Here is a 19,829-nt window from a genome sequence, read left to right on the forward strand (position 1 = left end):
GCCCGTCCGCAAAGACGGGCCTTTTTTCTGCCGCTCCATTGCACATGCCCCCTGAAGGCGGCAGAACCTGCCTTGGCAGGAGCAGAACATCATGACCGAAATCCGTATATCCGACAGCCCCAATGCCTCTAATTGGGCCTCGATCGCCGCGCTTGGCGTGATATGGGGCGGCACATTTATGGTCGTCTCCATCGCGCTTGAGGGCTATGGCCCGCTCACTGTTGCGGCTGCGCGCACCACATTGGGGGCGTTGGCCTTGCTTGGATTGATGGTGGCACTTGGCCGCCCCCTGCCCACCCGCGCCGCATGGCCCTATATTCTGATCATTGGTGCGCTCAATTCCGCGCTGCCCTTCTCACTTCTGTCGTGGGGCCAGCAATATGTGCCTTCGGCCTTTGCAGGTATTTCCATGGCCGCGCTGCCCCTGTTCGTGCTGCCTTTGGCACATGTCTTTAGTGATGAAAAAATGGATCGCCGCCGCGTGATTGGCGTGACTGTGGGCTTTTCGGGCGCACTAACTTTGGTGGGCCCAAACCTTGGCGCGGCGTTTCAAATGGGCACGTCACAAGGATGGGAGGTGTTGGCCCCCCTCGCCTGTTTGGCCGCGACCATTTCCTACGCCGTGTCCTCGGTGATGACCCGCACCTGCCCTGCGGTTGACCCCATCAGCCTTGCGGGAACGACCCTTGCTGTTGGGGCGGTTTTGATCCTGCCTGCGATGCTGATCGTTGACGGTTTGCCGCAATGGCAAGGCCTTCGCTCAGGTGGGGCCCTCATCGTGCTTGGCCTCTTTCCCACCGCGCTTGCCGCGCTTTTGCGGGTGTCGGTGATCCGCAGCGCGGGCGCGGTGTTTATGACCTTGGTCAATTATCAAGTGCCGCTGTGGTCGGTGTTCTTTGGCTGGCTGATCCTGTCAGAAGATCTGCCTTTGCGCTTTTTTGTGGCGCTTGGATTAATCTTGTGCGGGGTCGCAATCAGCCAATGGAAAACCGTGATCCGTATCCTCGGCCCACGCGCCTGATTCCCTTAGCAGGGGCGCGCAAGGATCAAGATTTGCTCTGCCCCATTGCGCGAGAAGCCAAACTCGCTTGGGCTTGCGGATAGGATCGCTGCGCGGGCGGCGGGATCTGCCAACATTTGATCTACGCCCGTGCGCAAATCGGCTGCATCGCGCGCCACCGCCTCAGCTCTAAAACAGGCAGAATAGCCCGCTTGCGCAATGCGATCCGACAAGGGGGCCAGCCCACCCGAAGCGAGATCAACCGCACGCGCGGCGGCGACACCTTGCAATTTCGGTGAATGGCGCAGCGGAATGGTCAGCCCCGCATCCGCGCGCGCGATGGCTAGATAGGTGCCCACACGCCCAATTTCCGAGGATTGGCGCAGGGAGAGACGACCATCTTGATCAGGCCCGTTTTGCGGCGCGTTTGGCGCGCAGGCCGCAAGGGCCGCAACTACAAGACCAAGCGAAAGAAATTTACGCATGACGCACCCCATAAAAGATCAAGATTGCTCAGACAAAAGCACCAATGCCGCCTGATGTAAATCGCGATTGGCTGCAGCCAAGACCTGCCCGCCCTGATGGGCAGGGCCGCCTTGCCAATTGGTGACAATGCCCCCCGCCGCCTCAATCACGGCAATCGGGGCGGCGATGTCATAGGATTGGAGACCCGCCTCAATCACCAAATCTGCCTGCCCCAAGGCCACCAAACCATAGGCGTAGCAATCCATCCCATAGCGCGTCAAAAGCACCTGATCGCGCACTGCTTCGAAGGCGAGACGCTCGGAGATCGCGCCGATTTCTGGAAAAGTCGAAAAGAGCCGCGCCTCGGCCAAAGTTTTGCGCGCGCTTGTCCGCAAGATCATTTCGCCTTGCGGGCCAGTCAGGGAATTTTGCCCCAAACCGCCGATAAAACGCTCGCCAATATAGGGTTGGTCAATGACCCCGAAAATTGGGCCTGTCTCATTCAACAGGGCAATCAACACCCCCCAACTGGGTGTGCCCGTCATAAATCCACGCGTGCCGTCAATTGGGTCTAGCACCCATGTCAGGCCCGATTGCCCCGATTTTGCGCCAAATTCCTCGCCCAATATCGCATCTTGCGGGCGGCGTGCCTCGATTAAGGCGCGCATCGCTGCCTCGGCCTCGCGGTCGGCTTCGGTTACGGGATCAAATCCCGCGTTGGCCTTGTTTTCGGTTGAAAGCCCCGCTTGACGAAATCGGGCCAAGGTCGCTTTGCGCGCAACATCCGCCAGATCATGGGTCAAGGCAATCAGCTCGGCCGCTTCGACATCGGTCACATTGGGCAAATTGCGGGTCGCGGTCATGATGGCATCTCACTGGTGGCAGCAGGGCCTTCTGCCCCACCCCCGCGCAGTGCCACGCAAAACCGCCCTAGGTCAAGCGGCCGCGTCCGACAGAACCCGCGCCAAATCAAACAAACGGCGGCGCTGATTTTCTGGGATCGCGTAATAAGAGCGGATCAAATCCAACGCTTCCTTATCCGCCAAAAGATCATCGGGCTGATTTGCGGCGGTGGTGTTGGCTTCGTCCAATCCCTCAAAGAAATACTGCACAGGCACGCCAAGCGTTGCCGCAATATCCCAAAGGCGCGAGGCGCTGATGCGGTTCATGCCAGTTTCGTATTTTTGGATCTGTTGGAATTTGATCCCAACATGGGCCGCGAGCTGTTGCTGGGTCATACCCACCATCCAACGGCGATGACGAACGCGCTTGCCGACATGAATGTCTACGGAATGTGTCACTTGGTTACTCCTGCGACTGCGATTGGTGTTTGGCAACAAACGACCACAAAAGCCAAGCGAGTTCGCAAGACATCACTCAACCCATGCGGCACCGAGTGCAAGATAGGGCGCAACGAATATCGGTCAAGAAAGGGGAGAGGCAGACCCGATAATTCACGCGCCAAAGCCGGTCACACAACCTGCGTTCGGAGCCCCATGATACCGCATAAGGCGAATTTTTCCTAACGAAAAAGCGCGCGGCGCTTTGACGGCTTGGCGCGATGTCTTAACTGTGCAAGATCAGGGGCTTGGATGATTGGGAAAAGGATTTTGCCATGCAAGCATGGGAGTTGAGCGCCTTTAATACCGCGCCAGAAATCCGTGAACTTCCGATGCCACGCCCCAACAAAGGCGAGATCAGGGTGCGCATTGCGGCCTGTGGTCTGAACTTTGCCGATCTGCTTATGATTGAGGGAAAATACCAAGACACCCCGACCCCGCCCTTCGTAATGGGGTTGGAATTGGCAGGCGTGGTGGATGCGCTTGGGGATGGGGCGACAACCCACGCGGTGGGGGATCCTGTGGCCGTTTATGCGGGCCAAGGCGGTTTGGCAGAATATGGATGCTTTCCCGCACAGCGCGCCATGCGCCTGCCAGATCACATGCCCTTGACCGAGGCCGCAGGATTTTTGATCGCCTATGGCACCTCGCATCTGGCATTGACGCGGCGTGCGCGTCTGGCTGCGGGGGAAACCCTTGCCGTGTTAGGTGCGGCAGGTGGGGTCGGCCTGACCGCGGTGGAAATCGGCGCAAGCCTTGGGGCCAAGGTCATCGCGGTGGCGCGCGGGCAAGCCAAGCTTGAAATTGCCAAACGCGCTGGCGCGGATCATGTGATTGACGCAGACACCCCTGATCTGCGCGACCAATTGCGCGCCCTTGGCAGTGTTGATGTGCTTTATGATGCGGTTGGCGGCGCGGGATTTGAGGCCGGATTTAGCGCTATGCGGCCCGAAGGGCGGATTTTAAGCATCGGCTTTGCCAGCGGTACCGTTCCGCAAATCTCCGCCAATCATCTGCTTGTCAAAAATCTTGATGTGATGGGCCTGTATTGGGGCGGATATCTGCGCTTTAATCCAGAGGCCTTGCAACACTCCCTTGAGCAGGTTTTTGGCCTTTACACACAAGGAGGCCTCAAGCCTCATATTGGTGCACTTTACCCGTTTGACGCCCTGCCTGCAGCCCTTGACGCGCTTAGATCGCGCAAATCCACGGGCAAAGTGGTGATCGAAATTGCAAAGACGCTTTGATACCTATCACAGGCTTACGTGATAGGAAAAAACTATCAAACCTTTGAGTGTGTTTTGCATAGCTTTCACTTGAAAAAATAGTCCTTCTTGCCAATATTAAGGCCAAGGACGGGCGGCAGAGTGTCGCCTGCGACCCCAAGGGTCGGCTTTGCCACCCTTTTTTGATCGTCACAGCCATCTCTGTAGGAGGGATCAATGGCACCATATCAAACGATGCGCTCGGCGGCGGCCTCGGCCAATGCAGCGCAGATTGATCAGGGCTTGCGCGCCCATATGAACAAGGTCTACGGCACCATGTCCGTAGGCATGGTCATGACCGCAGGCGCTGCTTGGGCAATCGGCAGCAACCCTGCGCTGAACGCCCTGTTCCGCGACCCGATCACGATGCAGCCCAATATCCTTGGTTGGATTGCCATGTTCGCGCCGCTGATCATGGTCTTTGCCTTTGGCGCGGCGGTGAACCGCTTGTCTGCCGCAGCAGCACAGTTGTTCTTCTATGCCTTCGCAGCCGTGATGGGTATCTCCATCTCGTGGATCTTTGCTGTGTTCACAGGCGTATCCATTACACAGACCTTCCTGACCACCGCCATCGCCTTTGCGGGGCTTAGCCTTTATGGCTATACCACCAAAAAGGACCTCAGCGGTTGGGGCACATTCTTGATGATGGGCGTGATCGGCCTGATTGTGGCCTCGATCATCAATATTTTCTTGGGCTCACCTGCGATCCATTTCGCAATCACCATCTTGGGCGTGCTGACCTTCGCAGGTCTGACTGCCTATGACACCCAGTCCATCAAACAAGAATATATCGACCATGCCGTGCATGGCGATCAGGAATGGCTGAACAAATCCGCGATTATGGGGGCGTTGCGCCTCTATCTCGACTTTATCAATATGTTCATGTTTCTACTGCAATTCTTGGGCAATCGCGAATAAGCCTGCAGAGCACATATCCAAAAATGAAGGGCCGCATGAACAGTGCGGCCCTTTTTCATTGCTGTATCACGCCAATAAAAAAGCCGCGCAATCAGGCGCGGCTTTTTTATGTATATCCGAGAGGGGCAGATCTTATTTGATCTTACCTTCTTTGTATTCGACATGCTTCCGCACGACTGGGTCGTATTTGCGCGCTGTCATTTTCTCGGTCATTGTGCGTGCGTTTTTCTTGGTCACATAGAAGTGGCCCGTGCCCGCCGTGGAGTTCAGGCGGATTTTGATCGTGGTCGGCTTCGCCATGGCGTTGCTCCTTGGACGGCGTTGCTCGGCGCGAGAATCCGCGCGCGAGATAATTCTGTTTGGGCGCTTTTACTGACAGGGCGGCAGGTGTCAACCGAAAAACGGGGAAATAAGCGCGCCCGCCCCCGCCATAATCACAAGAACGCGGATCAGGCCCATCTTCTGCCACAGCAATAAGATTGCCGCGAGAAGGGTCAAGATCACGGCGGCCAAATCAAGGCTCGCCCAATCAGGCAACCACAGCCTGCTGTCGCGCGTGACCGTTTCGAACCAAACATGCAGCGCGAACCACACAGACAAATTGGCAATAACCCCAACTACCGCTGCCATAACCCCGTCAAGCGCGGCCTGTAGCTTGGGCCATGCGACCAAGCGATCCACTTGTGGCGCGAATAGGAATATCCACAAGAAGCAGGGTATGAACGTCACCCAAAGGGTCAAAAGCGCGGCAGTGACCGCGCCTGCCCACCCATAGGCACCAAACCCCGCAAGGAAGCCCACAAATTGCGTCACCAATATCAGTGGCCCGGGCGTGGTTTCAGCCAAGCCCAAAGCATCCATCATCTGCCCTGTGGTGAGCCATCCAAAATCCCCGACAACTTGCTGCACCATATAGGCCAAGACCGCGTAAGCCCCGCCAAAGGTCACAAGCGCCAGTTTCGAGAAGAAAAGCCCAACCTCCAACAACAGCCCCTCAGGCGCTATCAGGTATAAAAGCCCCAAGGGCGCGGCCCACAACCCGCCCCAGAGCGCCAGATGGGCAAGGCTGTTTGACGGGCGCCCTTGCGGCAGGTCTGCCGCCGCCGCAATCGGCGTGATCCAACCCAAATAGCCAATCAGCGCCGCCCCTGCGATCACCGAAGGAAAGGGCAGATCAAATACGAACAGTGCCGTAAATGCCAGTCCCGCAATCCACACGGCAACGCCCCCCTTTAAGGCGCGTTTTAAAAGGTTCAAAAAAGCTTGGATGACGATCACAATCACCGCTGCCTTGATGCCCAAGAACAGCGCCGCCATAAGCGGCAGCTGACCAAAGCCCACATAAAGCGCGCTTAAGGCCATGATGACCAAAGCACCTGGTAAGACGAAAAGCCCCCCACCGATCAAGCCACCCAAAGTGCCGCGCAAGCGCCACCCTGCATAAGTGGCCAGTTGCATGGCCTCTGGCCCAGGCAAAAGCATGGTGAAGGACAGTGCCGCAAGAAATTCTCGTTCGCTCAGCCAATTGCGCTGCTCGACAAATTCACGATGCATCAAGGCGATTTGCGCGGCAGGCCCGCCAAAGGACAAAACCCCAATGCGCGCAAAAACCGCGAAAAGCGCGCTCAGACTGGGGGGGTGTTGATTTTCGCTCATGCTGGCGCACCTGTACTACGGATCACGGCTATGGCGTGACACTGTGACAGGCAGATGACGACCCGCCAAGTGTTCGGTTTACCTAACGGGTTTTCTGCGCGTGGCCGCTTGCAGTGCTGCCCCTGCCCCGCTAAACCCGCGCCTGACAGAATAGAAGGGATATTACGATGTCAATTGACACCGACACCGCAGCCCGCGTGGCAAAACTTGCCCGCATCAAGGTTGACCCTGCCGAATTGCCAAGCCTAGCGTCCGAATTCAACGCGATCTTGGGCTTTATTGAGCAACTCTCAGAACTGGATGTCAGCGATGTTGAGCCGATGACATCGGTCACGCCACAGCGCCTGAAGGCGCGTGTAGATGAGGTGACGGATGGCAATCAACAATCCAAGGTTTTGTCGAACGCGCCCGATGCGCGCGAAGGATTTTTTGCCGTGCCAAAGGTGGTTGAGTGATGTCTGATCTGAACAAATTGACCATTGCCGAGGCGCGCGATGCCCTGCGCCGTGGCGAGACCACAGCAGTTGAATTGACCAATGCCTGCCTCAGCGCGATTGAGGGCAGCAGCGCGCTTGGCGCCTTTGTCCATAACACCCCCGATCTTGCGCTTGCCCGCGCCGAGGCCGCAGATCAGCGGATCAAATCGGGCGATGCGCCCGCCCTTTGCGGCATTCCTATTGGGATCAAAGACCTGTTCTGCACCGAAGGGGTCGAGAGCCAAGCCGCGTCAAAAATTCTGTCGGGCTTTCGGCCTGAATATGAATCGACCGTCTCAGCGCAATTGCGCGATGCAGGCGCGGTCATGTTGGGCAAACTCAATATGGATGAGTTTGCCATGGGGTCGTCCAACGAAACCTCTGTTTACGGGCCAGCGGTCAACCCATGGCGCGCAAAGGGCAGCGATCAAAACCTGACGCCCGGGGGGTCTTCTGGGGGATCGGCCGCCGCGGTTGCGGCTGACCTCTGTCTTGGGGCCACTGGCACGGATACGGGCGGGTCAATCCGCCAACCTGCCGCCTTCACGGGCACAGTAGGTCTGAAACCCACCTATGGGCGCTGCTCGCGGTGGGGGATTGTGGCCTTTGCCTCTAGCCTTGATCAAGCAGGGCCAATGACCAAAACGGTACGGGACGCCGCAATCATGGGGGCCGCGATGATGGGGCATGACCCCAAAGACAGCACATCCGCCGATCTACCCGTTCCCGATTTCGAGGCGCTTCTGACGGGTGACATTCGAGGCAAAACCATCGGCATCCCGCGCGAATATCGTGTCGATGGGATGCCAGAGGAGATCGAAAAACTTTGGGCCGATGGCGCTGCGATGCTGAAAGATGCAGGTGCAGAACTGCGCGACATCTCGCTGCCGCATACAAAATACGCCCTGCCCGCCTATTACGTGATCGCACCAGCCGAGGCCTCATCAAACCTTGCGCGCTATGATGGGGTGCGCTTTGGCTATCGCGCAGAACTGTCCCAAGGGGACGGCATCACAGAACTCTACGAGAAAACCCGCGCCGAAGGCTTTGGCGCCGAGGTAAAGCGGCGGATCATGATCGGCACCTATGTGCTATCAGCAGGGTTTTACGATGCCTATTACAACCGCGCGCGCCGTGTGCGCAGCCTGATCAAACGCGATTTTGACGAGGTATTTGCCGCAGGCGTTGATGCAATCCTCACACCCGCAACACCATCGGCGGCGTTTGAGTTGGGGAAAGAGGTGGCTGACCCTGTTGAGATGTACCTCAACGATGTGTTCACAGTCACCGTGAACCTTGCGGGCCTGCCAGGTGTGGCCGTGCCCACAGGGTTGAGCAGTGCGGGCCTGCCCTTGGGTCTGCAATTGATCGGCCGCCCCTTTGAAGAGGGTGATTTGCTCAACACCGCCTACGCGCTGGAAACTGCGGCGGGATTTGTAGCCAAACCCAATAAATGGTGGTAAGCTTTCTGCATAAATATGCAAAAAACTTATGAGGCAGTGATGGGGTTTAAGGTCGGGAATTCCGCAAATTTGCGGGACAAGTTGCGCATGGGGGCATTGCTTGTGGCCGTAGGAATTGGGGGGAGTGGATGCGTCTCTGCCCCCAATGATGTCGCCCAAGGGGTTGGGTTCAACGATTATCAAAGCTATCTCGCCGCCGAGGCTGCACGGCGCGAGACCTTGCGAACACCGCCACAGGCAATCACCGCGCCGCAAACGGCGCCGATCGTGGCCAATGCTGCCGCACCCGCAGCACCCGTTTTGACGCAAGATCAAATTTTAGCGGCCCGCGCCCGCGCGGCCATTGAGGCCGCCGCGCCACAGGCGGTCTCACAACAGGGCGCGCGCGCTATCGCCGCCCCCGCGCCTGCGGCATCTACGTCACCTGTCGCTGGGACACCCATTGCCTCTGCGGCACCCGTATCTGCACCCCCGACATCTGCAACACCCCGTGGGATTTCTGACGAACAGGATTTCAACGCGGTGTCTGCACGTGAGACGATTGAATCAGACGCCGAACGGCGCGCACGGATGCAGCAACAATTGGTAGTGGTGGCACCTGAACCTGTGCCTGAGCGCCCCCAAACGGTTGGGCCATCGGTGTTGAATTACGCCTTGGCAACGAGCCATCCGATGGGGCAACGGGTTTATGCCCGTTCCCCCTTGGGTCGGGGCCGACATGCGGAAAACTGTGCGGCCTATCGCGGGGATGATCTCGCGCAAGAAGATTTCTTAGCGCGCGGCGGGCCCAATCGCGACCCAATGGTGCTTGACCCTGATGGGGATGGCTATGCCTGCGGATGGGACCCTGCACCCTATCGCGCGGCGGCCCAAGCCGCGCGTGCGACCCAATGAGCCTGCCCCGCCAAAGCCCTAATTTCGGGCCAAGGCGCGAGGGGGCAACCCCCTCTTTGATCGTGATCCATTATACCGCGATGGAGGATTGCGAGGGGGCAGCGCGCGCGCTCTGCGACCCATCCCGCGAGGTTTCGGCGCATTATCTTATTGGGCGTGACGGCGGATGCCACGCTTTGGTGGATGAGGCGATGCGGGCATGGCATGCGGGCGCGGGGGCTTGGCGCGGGATAGTGGACGTAAATTCCCACTCCATCGGAATTGAATTGGACAATTGCGGATTTAGCCCGTTTTCCGAACCACAAATGGCCTGCCTCGGTGATCTGCTGCGCGGGATCATGGCCCGTTGGGATATTCCGCCCGAAGGCGTTATCGGCCATTCTGATCTGGCTGCAGGGCGCAAGATTGACCCAGGCCCACGATTTGATTGGGCACGGCTTGCGCATGAAGGCCTCGCCATTATGCCAAAAGCGCGCGGGGCTTTGGCGATAGACCCGCAGCGCTTTATTAGGGATTGCGCGCAAATTGGGTATCATGTGGATGATCTCGACCTCATGCGCGACACGCTGCGGCGCAGGTATCGCCCCCATGCTTTGGCAAATGCCGCGCCGCTTGACGGATGGGATTGCGCGATTGCGGCTGATTTGGCGGCGCGCTTTGGCGTTGACCGCGCGGGCCGCGTCACCTAAAGCGCCTCTTGCGCGGAGGGCTGGATGACTGCGGGCAGCAATGTTCGAGGAAAGTCCGGACTCCAAGAGGCAACGGTGCTAGGTAACGCCTAGGCAGAGCAATCTGACGGAAAGCGCCACAGAAATGAAACTACCCAAGACTTCAGCCTTGGGAAAAGGTGAAACGGTGGGGTAAGAGCCCACCGCGCGCGTGGTGACACGGGCGGCACGGCAAGCCCCACCGGGAGCAATGCCAAATAGGGATCGTTGGAAAGGGCAACCTTTCAGGGCCGCTTCTGCCCCGTGCGATCCGGGTTGGCAGCTAGAGTGATCTGGCAACAGATCGCCCAGAGGAATGGTCATCCATGCCCCGCAAGGGGCAAGACAGAATCCGGCTTATAGGCCCTCCGCGCATATTCTGTCGGCCATCACCCGTCTCGCTTGGCTGCGAAGAACGCGCGCAAGAGTGCGGCTGCCTCATTCTCCATAATGCCGGAATATATCTCAGGCTTCCAATGCGATTGGGGGTGATCAAAGACACATGGCCCCTGCGCCACGCCGCCCGATTTCGGATCAGAAGCCGCATAATAAAGGCGAGACAGGCGCGCTGCGGCAATGGCCCCTGCGCAGGCAGGGCAAGGCTCAAGACTGACCCAAATATCGCATCCTGTAAGGCGTTCCTGCCCCAATGCGGCACAAGCGGCACGAATGGCGAGCATCTCGGCATGGGCGGTGGGGTCATGACGCGCGCGCATCTCGTTGCGGGCTTCGGCGATTACCGCGCCATCCTTGATGATCACGGCACCAACAGGCACCTCACCCTGCAAGGCGGCCTGTCGCGCCAGATCAAGCGCGCGGGGCATATGGCTGTGAAATTCGTTCATATTCCCTTCATGCCTCAGTTTCTGCCTCTTTCCAAGCAGAAGCCAAACCCTTAGGGAGGGCACATGAACACAAGCACACCACAGGGCGAGCGGATCGCCAAACGCCTGTCCCGCGCAGGGATTGCCTCGCGCCGCGAGGCAGAGCGGATGATTGCCGAGGGTCGCGTCAGCGTGAATGGCAAATTCATCGACAGCCCTGCCCTAAATGTGACCGCGCAAGATCGCATTGAGGTGGACAACACCCCCCTGCCCGAGATCGCCGCCCCGCGCCTGTGGCTCTATCACAAACCTGCGGGGCTGATCACAAGCGCCGCGGATGAAAAGGGGCGCAAGACCGTCTTTGACGCTTTGCCAGATACACTACCACGGGTGATGTCCGTGGGGCGGCTCGACCTGAATTCCGAAGGTCTGCTTTTATTGACGAATGATGGCGGCCTAAAGCGCAAACTTGAATTGCCTTCTACGGGATGGCTTCGCAAATATCGCGTGCGCATTAAGGGAAAACCCAATGACGAGGCCTTTGCCCCTCTGCGCAAGGGCCTGAGCATCGAGGGCGAGACATTTCAACCCATGAGCGTCTCACTGGATCGCCAACAAGGGGCCAATGCATGGCTCACCATTGGCCTGCGCGAGGGAAAGAACCGCGAAATTCGCCGTGCGATGGAGGCGATTGGTTTTGAGGTAAACCGGCTGATCCGCATCTCTTACGGCCCGTTTCGCTTGGGCGAACTCAAAGCGGGCGAGGTTGAAGAGATCAAACCGCGCGTCTTGGCGGATCAACTGGGCCTAGAAGTGCGGGTTGAGGGGCACGCGAAGGCCAAAACTGGCCCCAAAACGGGAAAGCTGCGCAAAGCGCCGCCCAAAAAATCTGCGCCCCCCACGCGCGATGGTGGGACGGCCAAACGGGGCAGGTTTAAGCCTCGTCCGAAGGCTCGCTGAAGCGCTCAATCACCTTGGCTTGCGCCATAAAGGCCACGAACAAAAAGGCGGGCAGCGCGAAGGTTTCAAAGGTTACCCAAAACTGTTCCGAAAAATTGCGCCAGACGATCTCATTGGCAACCGCCATTGCGGCGAAAACGGCTGTCAGACGGCGGGTGATGATCATCCAACCTTCATCCCGCATCTTAAGAAATTCACCCATCAACACCTTCAGCCAGCTTTGCCCGCGCAGAAGGCCAATCCCCAACAAGGCCGCAAACACTGCGTAAACAAGCGTGGTTTTCATCTTGAAAAACCGCTCGTCATTGAACCAGATGGTCAGCCCCCCAAAGAACACGACCATAACCAAGGTGAATATCTGCATGCGTGAGATATGCCCTGTCAGATACCAAAGGGCCGCGATTGCCGCCCCAATCACAGGGATGAACAGCGCGGTCGCCATGATGAAGCCCGAATACTCCACCCCCGCAATGGTGAAGGTCTGGTCTTTGATCCACAGATACAGAACGAAAAACCCCAGAACAGGCCCAAGCTCTAGCGTGGTTTTCAACCATGGCGCGATGGGTTTTCCGTTTTGCATGGGTCTGTTCCTTTTCTAGCCTGCTGCCTCAACTATCACCGCGCCCGCTGCAATCAACCCCATAAGGGCCAAACGCCGCGGGCCAACGGTTTCCTTGAGGAAAATCCAACCAATCAGCGCGGCAAACACGGTGGATGTCTCGCGCAGCACGGCCGCCTCGCCCACATGATCAAGGCGCGTGGCCAACATGACCGACCCGAAAGACCCGAATGCCACCAAGGCCCCGATGACCCCGCGCAAAGCCAGCCCTGAGGGCGCAGGCGGGTTTGCCATACGCCGCCACGCGACATAGGCAAAACCGGGCATGGCAAAGCCATCAATAAAGAAAAACCATGCCAGAAAGGTAAAAGGGTCGGCGGTGGCGCGAATGCCATAGGCATCATAATTGGTGTAAAGCGCCACAAATAACCCTGTCAGCACTGCAAATCCCAAGGCGGGGATCAGCGTTTCGCGGTCAATCGTCACCGTGGCGATATTATAGGCAGCAAGCCCATAAAGCCCCGTGATCAAAACGCCCACCCCGATCCATTGGCCAAGGGTAAAGACCTCGCCAAACAAGATGCCCGCCCCGATCACGGTAAAGAGCGGGCCTGTGCCACGCATCACGGGATACACCACCGTATAGGCCCCACGCCGATAGGCCGACAGAACCGCCCATTTATAGCCCGCATGGATGATGAACATGCCCGCAAAAATCGGCCACATATACGGCTCGGGCCATGGCACGATGAACAGGGCAACAGGCCCTGCCAAAACCACCATCGCCGCATCAATCGCACCGCGTGACAAAAGGGGGTCATGCCGCCCCTTTTGCAACGCGCCAAATATCGCATGCAGCAGCGCCGCGCTTAAGGCCAAGATCAGGGCCAATTGTTCGCCCGCCGCCGTGCCCTCAAGGGCGATGATCAGATCCCCCAAGGGCGACCCTCCACCCTGTTACGCATTGCTCTCCAACCCCATAAGCGCGTTTGCAAATTCTTCGGGATCAAACGGGGCAAGGTCGTCAATCTGCTCGCCCAAACCAATGGCGTGAATGGGCAGGCCAAATTTATCGGCCAATGCCACAAGAATACCGCCCTTGGCCGTGCCATCAAGCTTGGTCATGATCAGCCCGCTGACATCCGATATCTTACGGAATTCTTCGACCTGTCTGAGCGCGTTTTGGCCCGTGGTCGCATCAAGAACCAAGAGCGTGTTATGCGGCGCATCGGGGTCTTTTTTGCGGATTACCCGCACGATTTTGGCCAATTCTTCCATCAAATCCGCGCGGTTCTGCAACCGCCCCGCCGTATCGATAAGCAGCAAATCGGCCCCATCGGCTTCGGCCCGTGCCATTGCATCAAAGGCCAAGGCCGCGGGGTCGCCACCCGTTTCGGCGCGCAGCACAGGCACGCCCGCGCGATTGCCCCAAATCTCCAATTGCTCAACCGCTGCCGCACGAAATGTATCGCAGGCGGCAATGACAACGGATTTCCCCACAGCTTTGAATTGACTGGCCAATTTACCGATGGTTGTCGTCTTGCCAGACCCGTTTACACCAACCACCAACACCACCTGCGGCCGTTTGGGGTAAATCGGCATCGGTTGGGCCACAGCTTCCATAACGCGGGCCACATCGCGGGCAAGCGCCGCTTTGATCTCGGCCACGCTCATACGGCGGCCAAAATGTTCGGAGGCCAGATTTGACGAAAGCGCAAGGGCGGTTTCCACCCCCAAATCCGCACTGATGAGGATTTCTTCCAATTCCTCGATCATCTCATCATCAATCACGCGCTTGGCAACAGGTGCAGCGCGCCCCCCTACCAAGCGGCGCAACAGGCTTGGCTTTGGTGCAGGTTCGGGCGCGGGTTCGGGCGCAGATTTAGGTGCTTTCGCCGCCTCTGCCTTCGCGCCCTCAGTGGCGGTGCGGGCTACTGGTTGCGGCTGCGGTTCTTCCACCGCGGCAGGTTCTGCAGCATCCTCAGGGTCACCCTCAGGGTCTTGGCTTGGCTCTGGCTCTGGCTCGACTTGTGGTTCAGGTTCTAGCGCAGGTTCTGGCTCTGGTGCCTTCTGCCCCTCATTTATGCGCTCGGCTGCTTCGGCAGTTTCTTCGACTATCTCAGGGGCCATATCGTCAGTGGCGCCTTCGGCCACCAAAGCCTCTAACCCTTCGTCAATCTTGGACGAAGACTTAAAGAGCCGCTCTTTCATTTTCTTGAAAAATGACATTCGCTCAAAAACCGCCTTTTACCTTCCTGCTCTTCCCCTAATACGCCGCGCGGGGCATTGCAAAGGCTTTGCACTGATTGGCCCGTGCGGGTAAGTTTTCAGCACTTGATTTGGCCAGATCACAGACGGGGTTTTGCGGGAATGAAACTTCCGCCCATTGTTCTATTCGCAGGCGCAACGCTGCTGCCTTTTGGGCTATTGTGGCTTGAGGTTTTCGCACGAGGCCCATTTGGGCTGTTTGCACCGATTGTGCTGACTGTGGTGGCGGGCCTGGTTGACCATCTCAGTCCGCAGCTCTCTCGCCCAAGCGGCGCATCTGCGCGCCCCAACCGACATGGTGCACTGGCCCTGCAATGGATTTTGGGGATCAGTCATATTGGTCTTATCCTTGCCCTGCCTTTTGTGGTGCAAGGGGGGGCTTGCGTCCCTGATCTTCACCCTTGCACTTGCATCATTTGTAGGACAGATCACACACCCCAATGCGCATGAATTGATCCACCACCCCAGCCGTGCCGCGCGGCGCTTGGGGCATGGTCTTTATGCAAGCCTTGGGATGGGGCATCACGCCTCGGCCCATTTGTTGATCCATCACCCCCATGTTGCAACCGCGCACGATCCAAATAGCCCTGTGCTTGGGCTTGGGTTTTGGGCTTATCTTCCGCGGGCATGGTGGGGCTCCTTTCACGGGGCACTTGCCCGCGAGACCGTGCGCCGTGGCGGTGTCACATGGGCGCATCCCTATCCGTGGCATATCGCGCTTGCGGCGCTGTTCCTGATCTATGCCTTCGCCGCAGGGGGTGGTTTGGCTTTGACCGCATATCTGTTGGTGGCCGCCCTCTTCCATATCCAAGTGATGTTATCCGATTACATCCAACATTACGGGCTGCGCCGCGCCATTGGCGCAGATGGCCGCCCCGCGCCGCAATCTGCGCAAGACAGCTGGAACGCACCGCGCCCCTTTAGCACCAAAATGCTCTTGGCCGCGCCGCTGCATTCAGACCACCACCTCAATCCCGCCCGCAGCTATGTGGAACTGAGCTATGCTCCAGATCACCCGCGCTTGCCCTACAGCCTTCCTGTCATGGCCGCCTTGGCAACAGTGCCGCCGCTTTGGCGGCGGGTGATGGATCCGCGGGCGGCACGATGGGCCGCGCGAAAATGACGCTTGGACGCGCGGCAGGGTGCGGCCTATTTAAGAGATCATGAGCGATATGAGCGACACAGATATTCTGATTTCGGGTGGCGGCATTGCAGGGCTGATTGCCGCCTCTGCCTTTGGTGCGGCAGGTTTTTCCGTTCTTTGCGTAGACCCAAGCGCGCCGATTACCACCCGCAATGCAGAAGGTTCCGATCTGCGCAGCACCGCGTTTTTACAGCCCTCGCGCGACTTTCTCGATCAGGCGGGGATGTGGCGGCATTTTGCACCGCATGCAATGCCCTTGCAGATCATGCGCATCGTGGACGCGGGCGGGGTCGAGGCCGTGGCGCGCAGCGCGCATGATTTCAACGCAAGCGATATCTCGGATTTGCCATTTGGGTGGAACCTGCCCAATTGGCTGTTGCGCCGTGAAGGTTTGGCACGGATTTCTGAATTGGATCATGTCACCTTTCGGGCGGGCGTTGGCACAAAATCCTTACTCACCCGCAGCGCAGAGGCGCGCGTCACCCTCACCGATGGCACCCGTGTGCGGGCCCGTTTGGTGATTGCGGCAGACGGACGCAATTCCCCCATGCGTAAGGCGGCGGGCATTCCTGTGACGACCTTGCGCTATGGTCAAAAGGCCTTAGCCTTTGCTGTCAGCCATGACCACCCGCATGATAATATCTCGACCGAGGTGCATCGCTCGGGCGGGCCATTTACCCTTGTGCCGTTGCCAGATTACGAAGGCAAACCCTCCTCCGCCGTGGTTTGGATGGAGCGCGGGCCAGAGGCAGAACGCCTCTATGCCCTCCCCCAACCCGCGTTTGAGGATGAAATGCGCACGCGCTCTGCCGAGCTTTATGGGCCGTTGCGTCTGATTTCACAGCGCACGATCTGGCCGATCATTTCACAAGTGGCGCATCGGCTGACAGGCGAGCGTCTGGCCTTGGTGGCCGAGGCCGCGCATGTGGTTCCCCCGATTGGCGCGCAGGGCCTCAATATGAGCCTTGCCGATATGGCGACCCTGCTTGATCTGGCCAAGGCCGCGCCTGACCGATTGGGTGAGGCTGCCATGTTGCAAAAATATGAACGCGCACGCCATGCCGAGATTGCCGCCCGCGTGGCAGGGGTGGATGCGCTCAATCGCGCCTCGATGGCCGATGATCAAGGCTTGCGCGATTTGCGGATGAAGGCGCTGAACAGTTTCTACTCGGTGAAACCTGTGCGCCAAATCTTGATGCGCGCGGGGCTTGGCGCGCGGGCAGCGCGCTAACGCTGAGCCTGGAACACCAAAGCACGCGCCGCCTCGCGCGCGGCGTCTGTAATGACATCCCCAGAAATCATGCGCGCAATCTCATCGACACGGGCATCGGCATCAAGCGGCGTCACGGTGCTGAGTGTGGTCTCATTTTCAACCGCCTTTGAGACGCGCCAATGATGCGCGCCAAGGGCCGCAACCTGCGGGCTGTGGGTCACAACCAAGACCTGCCCCCCTTGCGCCAACGCGGCCAAACGGCGCCCTACGGCATCGGCGGTCGCCCCTCCAACACCGCGGTCTATTTCATCAAAAATCATTGTTATATCAGATTCTTGACGCGTGAGGCACACCTTTAACGCTAAGAGGAACCGTGACAATTCCCCGCCCGAGGCGATCTTGTTCAAGGGCCCTGCAGGCGCGCCAGGGTTGGTGGCCACAGTGAAGGTCACGGCATCAATCCCCTCTGGCCCTGCTGGGGCATCAGTAAGCGCGGTGGTGAAGACCGCGCGTTCCATTTTCAACGGGGCCAGTTCCCCCGCCATCGCCGCATCAAGGGCGCGCGCCGCTGCCTCACGCTTGCTGCGCAAGGCGGCGGCTGCCGTTTGATAGGCCTGATCTGCGGCAGCCTCGGCGGCGCCAAGGGCTGCCAAATGCGCATCCCCCCCTTCAATCGCGCTCAGGCGGGTTTGCAAATCCTGCCACATCTCTGGCAAGGCATCACATAGAACGCCGTGTTTGCGGGCTAAAGCTCGCATGGCAAAAAGGCGATCTTCTGTTTCTTCCAAATCCTGCGGATTGAAAATCAAACGATCTGCAAAATCGCCCACAACGCGTTGCGCTTCGCCCAATTCGAGATTGGCGCGCTCTAGGGCGGCGAGTGCCTCGTCCAAGGCGCCATCGCTACGATCCGACAACCCAGCCACAAGGCGCAGCGCATCGCCGATCTGCCCCTCTGCCCCCTGATCCGACAAAGTGGCGACAAGCCGCGCCACATCTTCACGTAACCGCTCGGCCCCTTGCATAAGGCGGCGCTTGGCATCAAGCGCATCTTCCTCACCCGCTACGGGGGCAAGGGATTCGAACTCGGCCACAGCGTGGCGCAGGAAATCTTCCTCAGCGCGAATTTTTTCGAGATCGTCTAGCGCCGCTTTATGGGCAGATGCGGCCTTGCTACGCGCCCGCCACAGCGCGCTCAACGCTGCCAAATCATCGCCATGGCCGCCGAACTCATCGAGCAGCGCACGATGTCCGCGCGGGTCAAGCAGACCGCGATCATCATGCTGGCCGTGCAATTCGACCAAAACATCCGACAGGGCGCGCAGAACATCACCGCTTGCGCGGCGATCATTCACCCATGCGGTCTTGCGCCCGTCTTGGGTGTTGATACGGCGCAAGATCAATTCAGGGCCAGAGGGCAGACCCGCCTCCACCAAAATCGCCTGAACAGGGTGATCCATGGGCAGATCAAATACGGCGGATACCTCGCCCTGTTCTGCACCTTGGCGCACCAAATCGGCACGGCCGCGCCAGCCCAAGACAAAGCCAAGCGCGTCAAGAAGAATGGATTTCCCCGCGCCTGTTTCCCCCGTCAAAACATTCAACCCCGCCTGAAACTCAAGGCTGAGATGATCAATCAACAGAAGATCGCGAATTTCGAGATGCCGCAGCATCGGCCATGCCCCCGTTCAGTGACCTAGAGCCACGCCCCACGGATCGTGTTGTTCCAAATGCCGCGCAACCAACCCTCGCCTTGCGGTTCAGGCTCGAGGCCCTGCCCCTGCAATTGACGATAAGCATCTTCGTAGAAGGGCGAAGATTGGAAGTTATAGCCCAATATCGCGCCCGCGGTTTGCGCCTCATCCGTCAGACCCAAAGAAAGATAGGCCTCAACCAAGCGCATCAGCGCCTCAGGCGTGTGCGATGTTGTTTGGAACTCTTCGACAACGACACGAAAGCGGTTGATTGCCGCCATGTAATGTTGGCGCTCAAGATAGTAGCGGCCAATTTCCATTTCTTTTGCTGCCAAATGATCAAAAGCCAAATCGAATTTCAAAGCGGCGGAATTGGCGAATTCGCTATCAGGGTAAAGTTCGATCACCGCGCGCAAGGCTTGCAGGGCTTGAAAGGTCAAACCTTGGTCACGACCTACCTGTTCAATCTGATCATAATAGCTCAACGCCAAAAGATATTGCGCATAGGCGGCATCATCATCGGCAGGGTAAAATTCGATAAAGCGCTGTGCGGCAACCCGCGCCTCTTCGTATTGGCGCGCCTCGTGATGGCTGAAGGCGGCCATGATCAACCCGCGCTTGGCCCATTCCGAATAGGGATGCAGGCGTTCAACCTCTAGGAACAAAGGCGCGGCTGCCTCTGGATCATCGTTATTTTCAAGCTCAAACTCGGCCCGGTTGTAAATTTCTTCGGCGGTCAGGGCCTCAAGGGGCTGTTCCACCACACGCGGCCCAAAGAGACCACGGCGCGGCTCACCATCGGCGCGCGGGCCACAGGCCGTCACCCCAAGCGACAGGATCAGCAGACCAAGCCCAAGCTTTCGTGAAAATCCATGCGCGCGTGACGTGTCGTTCATCTATATACCCTGTAGAAATCCGCCCAACCCCAAATCTTGGGTATCTTATTCCTAGGGTGTTAGCACATTAATCGGAAGGGCAAAACG

The 19,829-nt window shown here is 58.5% G+C and carries 21 protein-coding genes and 1 other RNA gene; 11 read left to right on the forward strand and 11 right to left on the reverse strand.

Annotated features, from left to right (window positions below; translation table 11 throughout):
• Positions 1-106 precede the first annotated feature (106 nt).
• Positions 107-1,021 carry a DMT family transporter gene (locus tag AAC636_RS08335; protein WP_445322568.1) on the forward strand — a complete coding sequence of 305 codons (915 nt, stop codon included), beginning with the start codon at positions 107-109 and terminating at the stop codon, positions 1,019-1,021.
• Between the two features lie 5 nt (positions 1,022-1,026).
• On the opposite strand, the gene AAC636_RS08340 is transcribed toward AAC636_RS08335, so the two are convergent.
• The 3 genes from AAC636_RS08340 to AAC636_RS08350 form a co-directional block, all read right to left on the reverse strand.
• Positions 1,027-1,485 carry a CAP domain-containing protein gene (locus AAC636_RS08340; protein ID WP_340301159.1) on the reverse strand — a complete coding sequence of 153 codons (459 nt, stop codon included), beginning with the start codon at positions 1,483-1,485 and terminating at the stop codon, positions 1,027-1,029.
• A gap of 18 nt (positions 1,486-1,503) precedes the next feature.
• Positions 1,504-2,328 carry a histidinol-phosphatase gene (hisN, locus tag AAC636_RS08345; protein WP_340301160.1) on the reverse strand — a complete coding sequence of 275 codons (825 nt, stop codon included), beginning with the start codon at positions 2,326-2,328 and terminating at the stop codon, positions 1,504-1,506.
• Positions 2,329-2,400: 72 nt separating this feature from the next.
• Positions 2,401-2,766, reverse strand: coding sequence for a helix-turn-helix domain-containing protein (locus tag AAC636_RS08350; protein WP_340301161.1), 366 nt, complete (start codon positions 2,764-2,766; stop codon positions 2,401-2,403).
• Positions 2,767-3,080: 314 nt separating this feature from the next.
• Between AAC636_RS08350 and AAC636_RS08355 the strand changes: the two genes are divergently transcribed.
• Both AAC636_RS08355 and AAC636_RS08360 read left to right on the forward strand, forming a co-directional pair.
• Complete coding sequence (locus AAC636_RS08355) at positions 3,081-4,052, forward strand: NADPH:quinone oxidoreductase family protein (protein WP_340301564.1); 972 nt, start codon at positions 3,081-3,083, stop codon at positions 4,050-4,052.
• Positions 4,053-4,247: 195 nt separating this feature from the next.
• Entirely contained in the window at positions 4,248-4,988 is a 741-nt protein-coding gene (locus AAC636_RS08360) for a Bax inhibitor-1/YccA family protein (protein ID WP_340301162.1), read from the forward strand.
• A 132-nt stretch (positions 4,989-5,120) separates the two neighbouring features.
• Here the strand turns inward: AAC636_RS08360 and rpmG are convergent, their stop codons facing one another.
• On the reverse strand, positions 5,121-5,288 hold the full coding sequence (rpmG, locus tag AAC636_RS08365) for a 50S ribosomal protein L33 (protein ID WP_111731977.1): 168 nt from the start codon (positions 5,286-5,288) through the stop codon (positions 5,121-5,123).
• Positions 5,289-5,378: 90 nt separating this feature from the next.
• On the reverse strand, positions 5,379-6,644 hold the full coding sequence (gene chrA / locus AAC636_RS08370) for a chromate efflux transporter (RefSeq protein ID WP_340301163.1): 1,266 nt from the start codon (positions 6,642-6,644) through the stop codon (positions 5,379-5,381).
• 167 nt (positions 6,645-6,811) lie between these two features.
• Between chrA and gatC the strand changes: the two genes are divergently transcribed.
• The 5 genes from gatC to rnpB all read left to right on the forward strand — a co-directional run bounded on the left by gatC (position 6,812) and on the right by rnpB (position 10,560).
• Complete coding sequence (gene gatC, locus AAC636_RS08375; RefSeq protein ID WP_317655207.1) at positions 6,812-7,099, forward strand: Asp-tRNA(Asn)/Glu-tRNA(Gln) amidotransferase subunit GatC; 288 nt, start codon at positions 6,812-6,814, stop codon at positions 7,097-7,099.
• Positions 7,099-8,583, forward strand: coding sequence for an Asp-tRNA(Asn)/Glu-tRNA(Gln) amidotransferase subunit GatA (gene gatA, locus AAC636_RS08380; protein WP_340301164.1), 1,485 nt, complete (start codon positions 7,099-7,101; stop codon positions 8,581-8,583). Before gatC ends, gatA begins: the two co-directional genes overlap by 1 nt.
• Positions 8,584-8,598: 15 nt before the next feature.
• Complete coding sequence (locus AAC636_RS08385; RefSeq protein WP_340301165.1) at positions 8,599-9,477, forward strand: hypothetical protein; 879 nt, start codon at positions 8,599-8,601, stop codon at positions 9,475-9,477.
• On the forward strand, positions 9,474-10,166 hold the full coding sequence (locus tag AAC636_RS08390; RefSeq protein ID WP_340301166.1) for an N-acetylmuramoyl-L-alanine amidase: 693 nt from the start codon (positions 9,474-9,476) through the stop codon (positions 10,164-10,166). Before AAC636_RS08385 ends, AAC636_RS08390 begins: the two co-directional genes overlap by 4 nt.
• A 12-nt stretch (positions 10,167-10,178) precedes the next feature.
• Positions 10,179-10,560, forward strand: an RNA gene (rnpB, locus tag AAC636_RS08395) — RNase P RNA component class A.
• Between the two features lie 13 nt (positions 10,561-10,573).
• On the opposite strand, the gene AAC636_RS08400 is transcribed toward rnpB, so the two are convergent.
• Positions 10,574-11,029: a nucleoside deaminase gene (locus tag AAC636_RS08400; protein ID WP_340260207.1), complete on the reverse strand. Its 456-nt coding sequence runs from the start codon at positions 11,027-11,029 to the stop codon at positions 10,574-10,576.
• A gap of 63 nt (positions 11,030-11,092) precedes the next feature.
• On the opposite strand from AAC636_RS08400, the gene AAC636_RS08405 reads away from it, so the two are divergent.
• On the forward strand, positions 11,093-11,968 hold the full coding sequence (locus AAC636_RS08405; protein WP_340301167.1) for a pseudouridine synthase: 876 nt from the start codon (positions 11,093-11,095) through the stop codon (positions 11,966-11,968).
• On the opposite strand, the gene AAC636_RS08410 is transcribed toward AAC636_RS08405, so the two are convergent.
• Genes AAC636_RS08410 through ftsY form a run of 3 tightly spaced genes read right to left on the reverse strand, consistent with a single transcriptional unit; the run spans position 11,943 to position 14,756 of the window.
• Positions 11,943-12,548, reverse strand: a complete 606-nt coding sequence (locus tag AAC636_RS08410) for an inner membrane-spanning protein YciB (RefSeq protein ID WP_340298850.1) — start codon at positions 12,546-12,548, stop codon at positions 11,943-11,945. The two genes, AAC636_RS08405 and AAC636_RS08410, sit on opposite strands and share 26 nt — an antisense overlap.
• A 15-nt stretch (positions 12,549-12,563) precedes the next feature.
• Positions 12,564-13,466, reverse strand: a complete 903-nt coding sequence (locus AAC636_RS08415; RefSeq protein ID WP_340301168.1) for an EamA family transporter — start codon at positions 13,464-13,466, stop codon at positions 12,564-12,566.
• Between the two features lie 18 nt (positions 13,467-13,484).
• On the reverse strand, positions 13,485-14,756 hold the full coding sequence (ftsY, locus tag AAC636_RS08420; protein WP_340301169.1) for a signal recognition particle-docking protein FtsY: 1,272 nt from the start codon (positions 14,754-14,756) through the stop codon (positions 13,485-13,487).
• 274 nt (positions 14,757-15,030) lie between these two features.
• Between ftsY and AAC636_RS08425 the strand changes: the two genes are divergently transcribed.
• The gene (locus AAC636_RS08425) at positions 15,031-15,918 is read left to right on the forward strand and encodes an alkane 1-monooxygenase (protein WP_340301170.1); all 888 of its coding nucleotides are present in this window, start codon (positions 15,031-15,033) and stop codon (positions 15,916-15,918) included.
• Positions 15,919-15,958: 40 nt separating this feature from the next.
• Positions 15,959-17,170, forward strand: coding sequence for a UbiH/UbiF family hydroxylase (locus tag AAC636_RS08430; RefSeq protein ID WP_445322557.1), 1,212 nt, complete (start codon positions 15,959-15,961; stop codon positions 17,168-17,170).
• Here AAC636_RS08430 and recN read toward each other — a convergent pair.
• Entirely contained in the window at positions 17,167-18,825 is a 1,659-nt protein-coding gene (gene recN / locus AAC636_RS08435) for a DNA repair protein RecN (RefSeq protein WP_340301172.1), read from the reverse strand. The genes AAC636_RS08430 and recN overlap by 4 nt on opposite strands.
• A 23-nt stretch (positions 18,826-18,848) precedes the next feature.
• Positions 18,849-19,742 (reverse strand): outer membrane protein assembly factor BamD, encoded by an 894-nt coding sequence (locus tag AAC636_RS08440; RefSeq protein WP_340301173.1) that lies wholly within the window; start codon positions 19,740-19,742, stop codon positions 18,849-18,851.
• Between the last annotated feature and the right edge of the window lie 87 nt (positions 19,743-19,829).

Origin of the sequence: Roseobacter sp. HKCCD5988, assembly GCF_037830355.1 — a bacterium.
Lineage (GTDB): Bacteria > Pseudomonadota > Alphaproteobacteria > Rhodobacterales > Rhodobacteraceae > M30B80.

Coding starts and splice junctions, on each gene's coding strand:
- AAC636_RS08340 (WP_340301159.1), bottom strand. CDS start 1,485: ATGCGTAAATTTCTTTCGCTTGGTCTTGTAGTTGCGGCCCTTGCGGCC.
- hisN (WP_340301160.1), bottom strand. CDS start 2,328: ATGACCGCGACCCGCAATTTGCCCAATGTGACCGATGTCGAAGCGGCC.
- AAC636_RS08355 (WP_340301564.1), top strand. CDS start 3,081: ATGCAAGCATGGGAGTTGAGCGCCTTTAATACCGCGCCAGAAATCCGT.
- AAC636_RS08360 (WP_340301162.1), top strand. CDS start 4,248: ATGGCACCATATCAAACGATGCGCTCGGCGGCGGCCTCGGCCAATGCA.
- rpmG (WP_111731977.1), bottom strand. CDS start 5,288: ATGGCGAAGCCGACCACGATCAAAATCCGCCTGAACTCCACGGCGGGC.
- chrA (WP_340301163.1), bottom strand. CDS start 6,644: ATGAGCGAAAATCAACACCCCCCCAGTCTGAGCGCGCTTTTCGCGGTT.
- gatC (WP_317655207.1), top strand. CDS start 6,812: ATGTCAATTGACACCGACACCGCAGCCCGCGTGGCAAAACTTGCCCGC.
- gatA (WP_340301164.1), top strand. CDS start 7,099: ATGTCTGATCTGAACAAATTGACCATTGCCGAGGCGCGCGATGCCCTG.
- AAC636_RS08385 (WP_340301165.1), top strand. CDS start 8,599: ATGCAAAAAACTTATGAGGCAGTGATGGGGTTTAAGGTCGGGAATTCC.
- AAC636_RS08390 (WP_340301166.1), top strand. CDS start 9,474: ATGAGCCTGCCCCGCCAAAGCCCTAATTTCGGGCCAAGGCGCGAGGGG.
- AAC636_RS08400 (WP_340260207.1), bottom strand. CDS start 11,029: ATGAACGAATTTCACAGCCATATGCCCCGCGCGCTTGATCTGGCGCGA.
- AAC636_RS08405 (WP_340301167.1), top strand. CDS start 11,093: ATGAACACAAGCACACCACAGGGCGAGCGGATCGCCAAACGCCTGTCC.
- AAC636_RS08410 (WP_340298850.1), bottom strand. CDS start 12,548: ATGCAAAACGGAAAACCCATCGCGCCATGGTTGAAAACCACGCTAGAG.
- ftsY (WP_340301169.1), bottom strand. CDS start 14,756: ATGTCATTTTTCAAGAAAATGAAAGAGCGGCTCTTTAAGTCTTCGTCC.
- AAC636_RS08430 (WP_445322557.1), top strand. CDS start 15,959: ATGAGCGATATGAGCGACACAGATATTCTGATTTCGGGTGGCGGCATT.
- recN (WP_340301172.1), bottom strand. CDS start 18,825: ATGCTGCGGCATCTCGAAATTCGCGATCTTCTGTTGATTGATCATCTC.
- AAC636_RS08440 (WP_340301173.1), bottom strand. CDS start 19,742: ATGAACGACACGTCACGCGCGCATGGATTTTCACGAAAGCTTGGGCTT.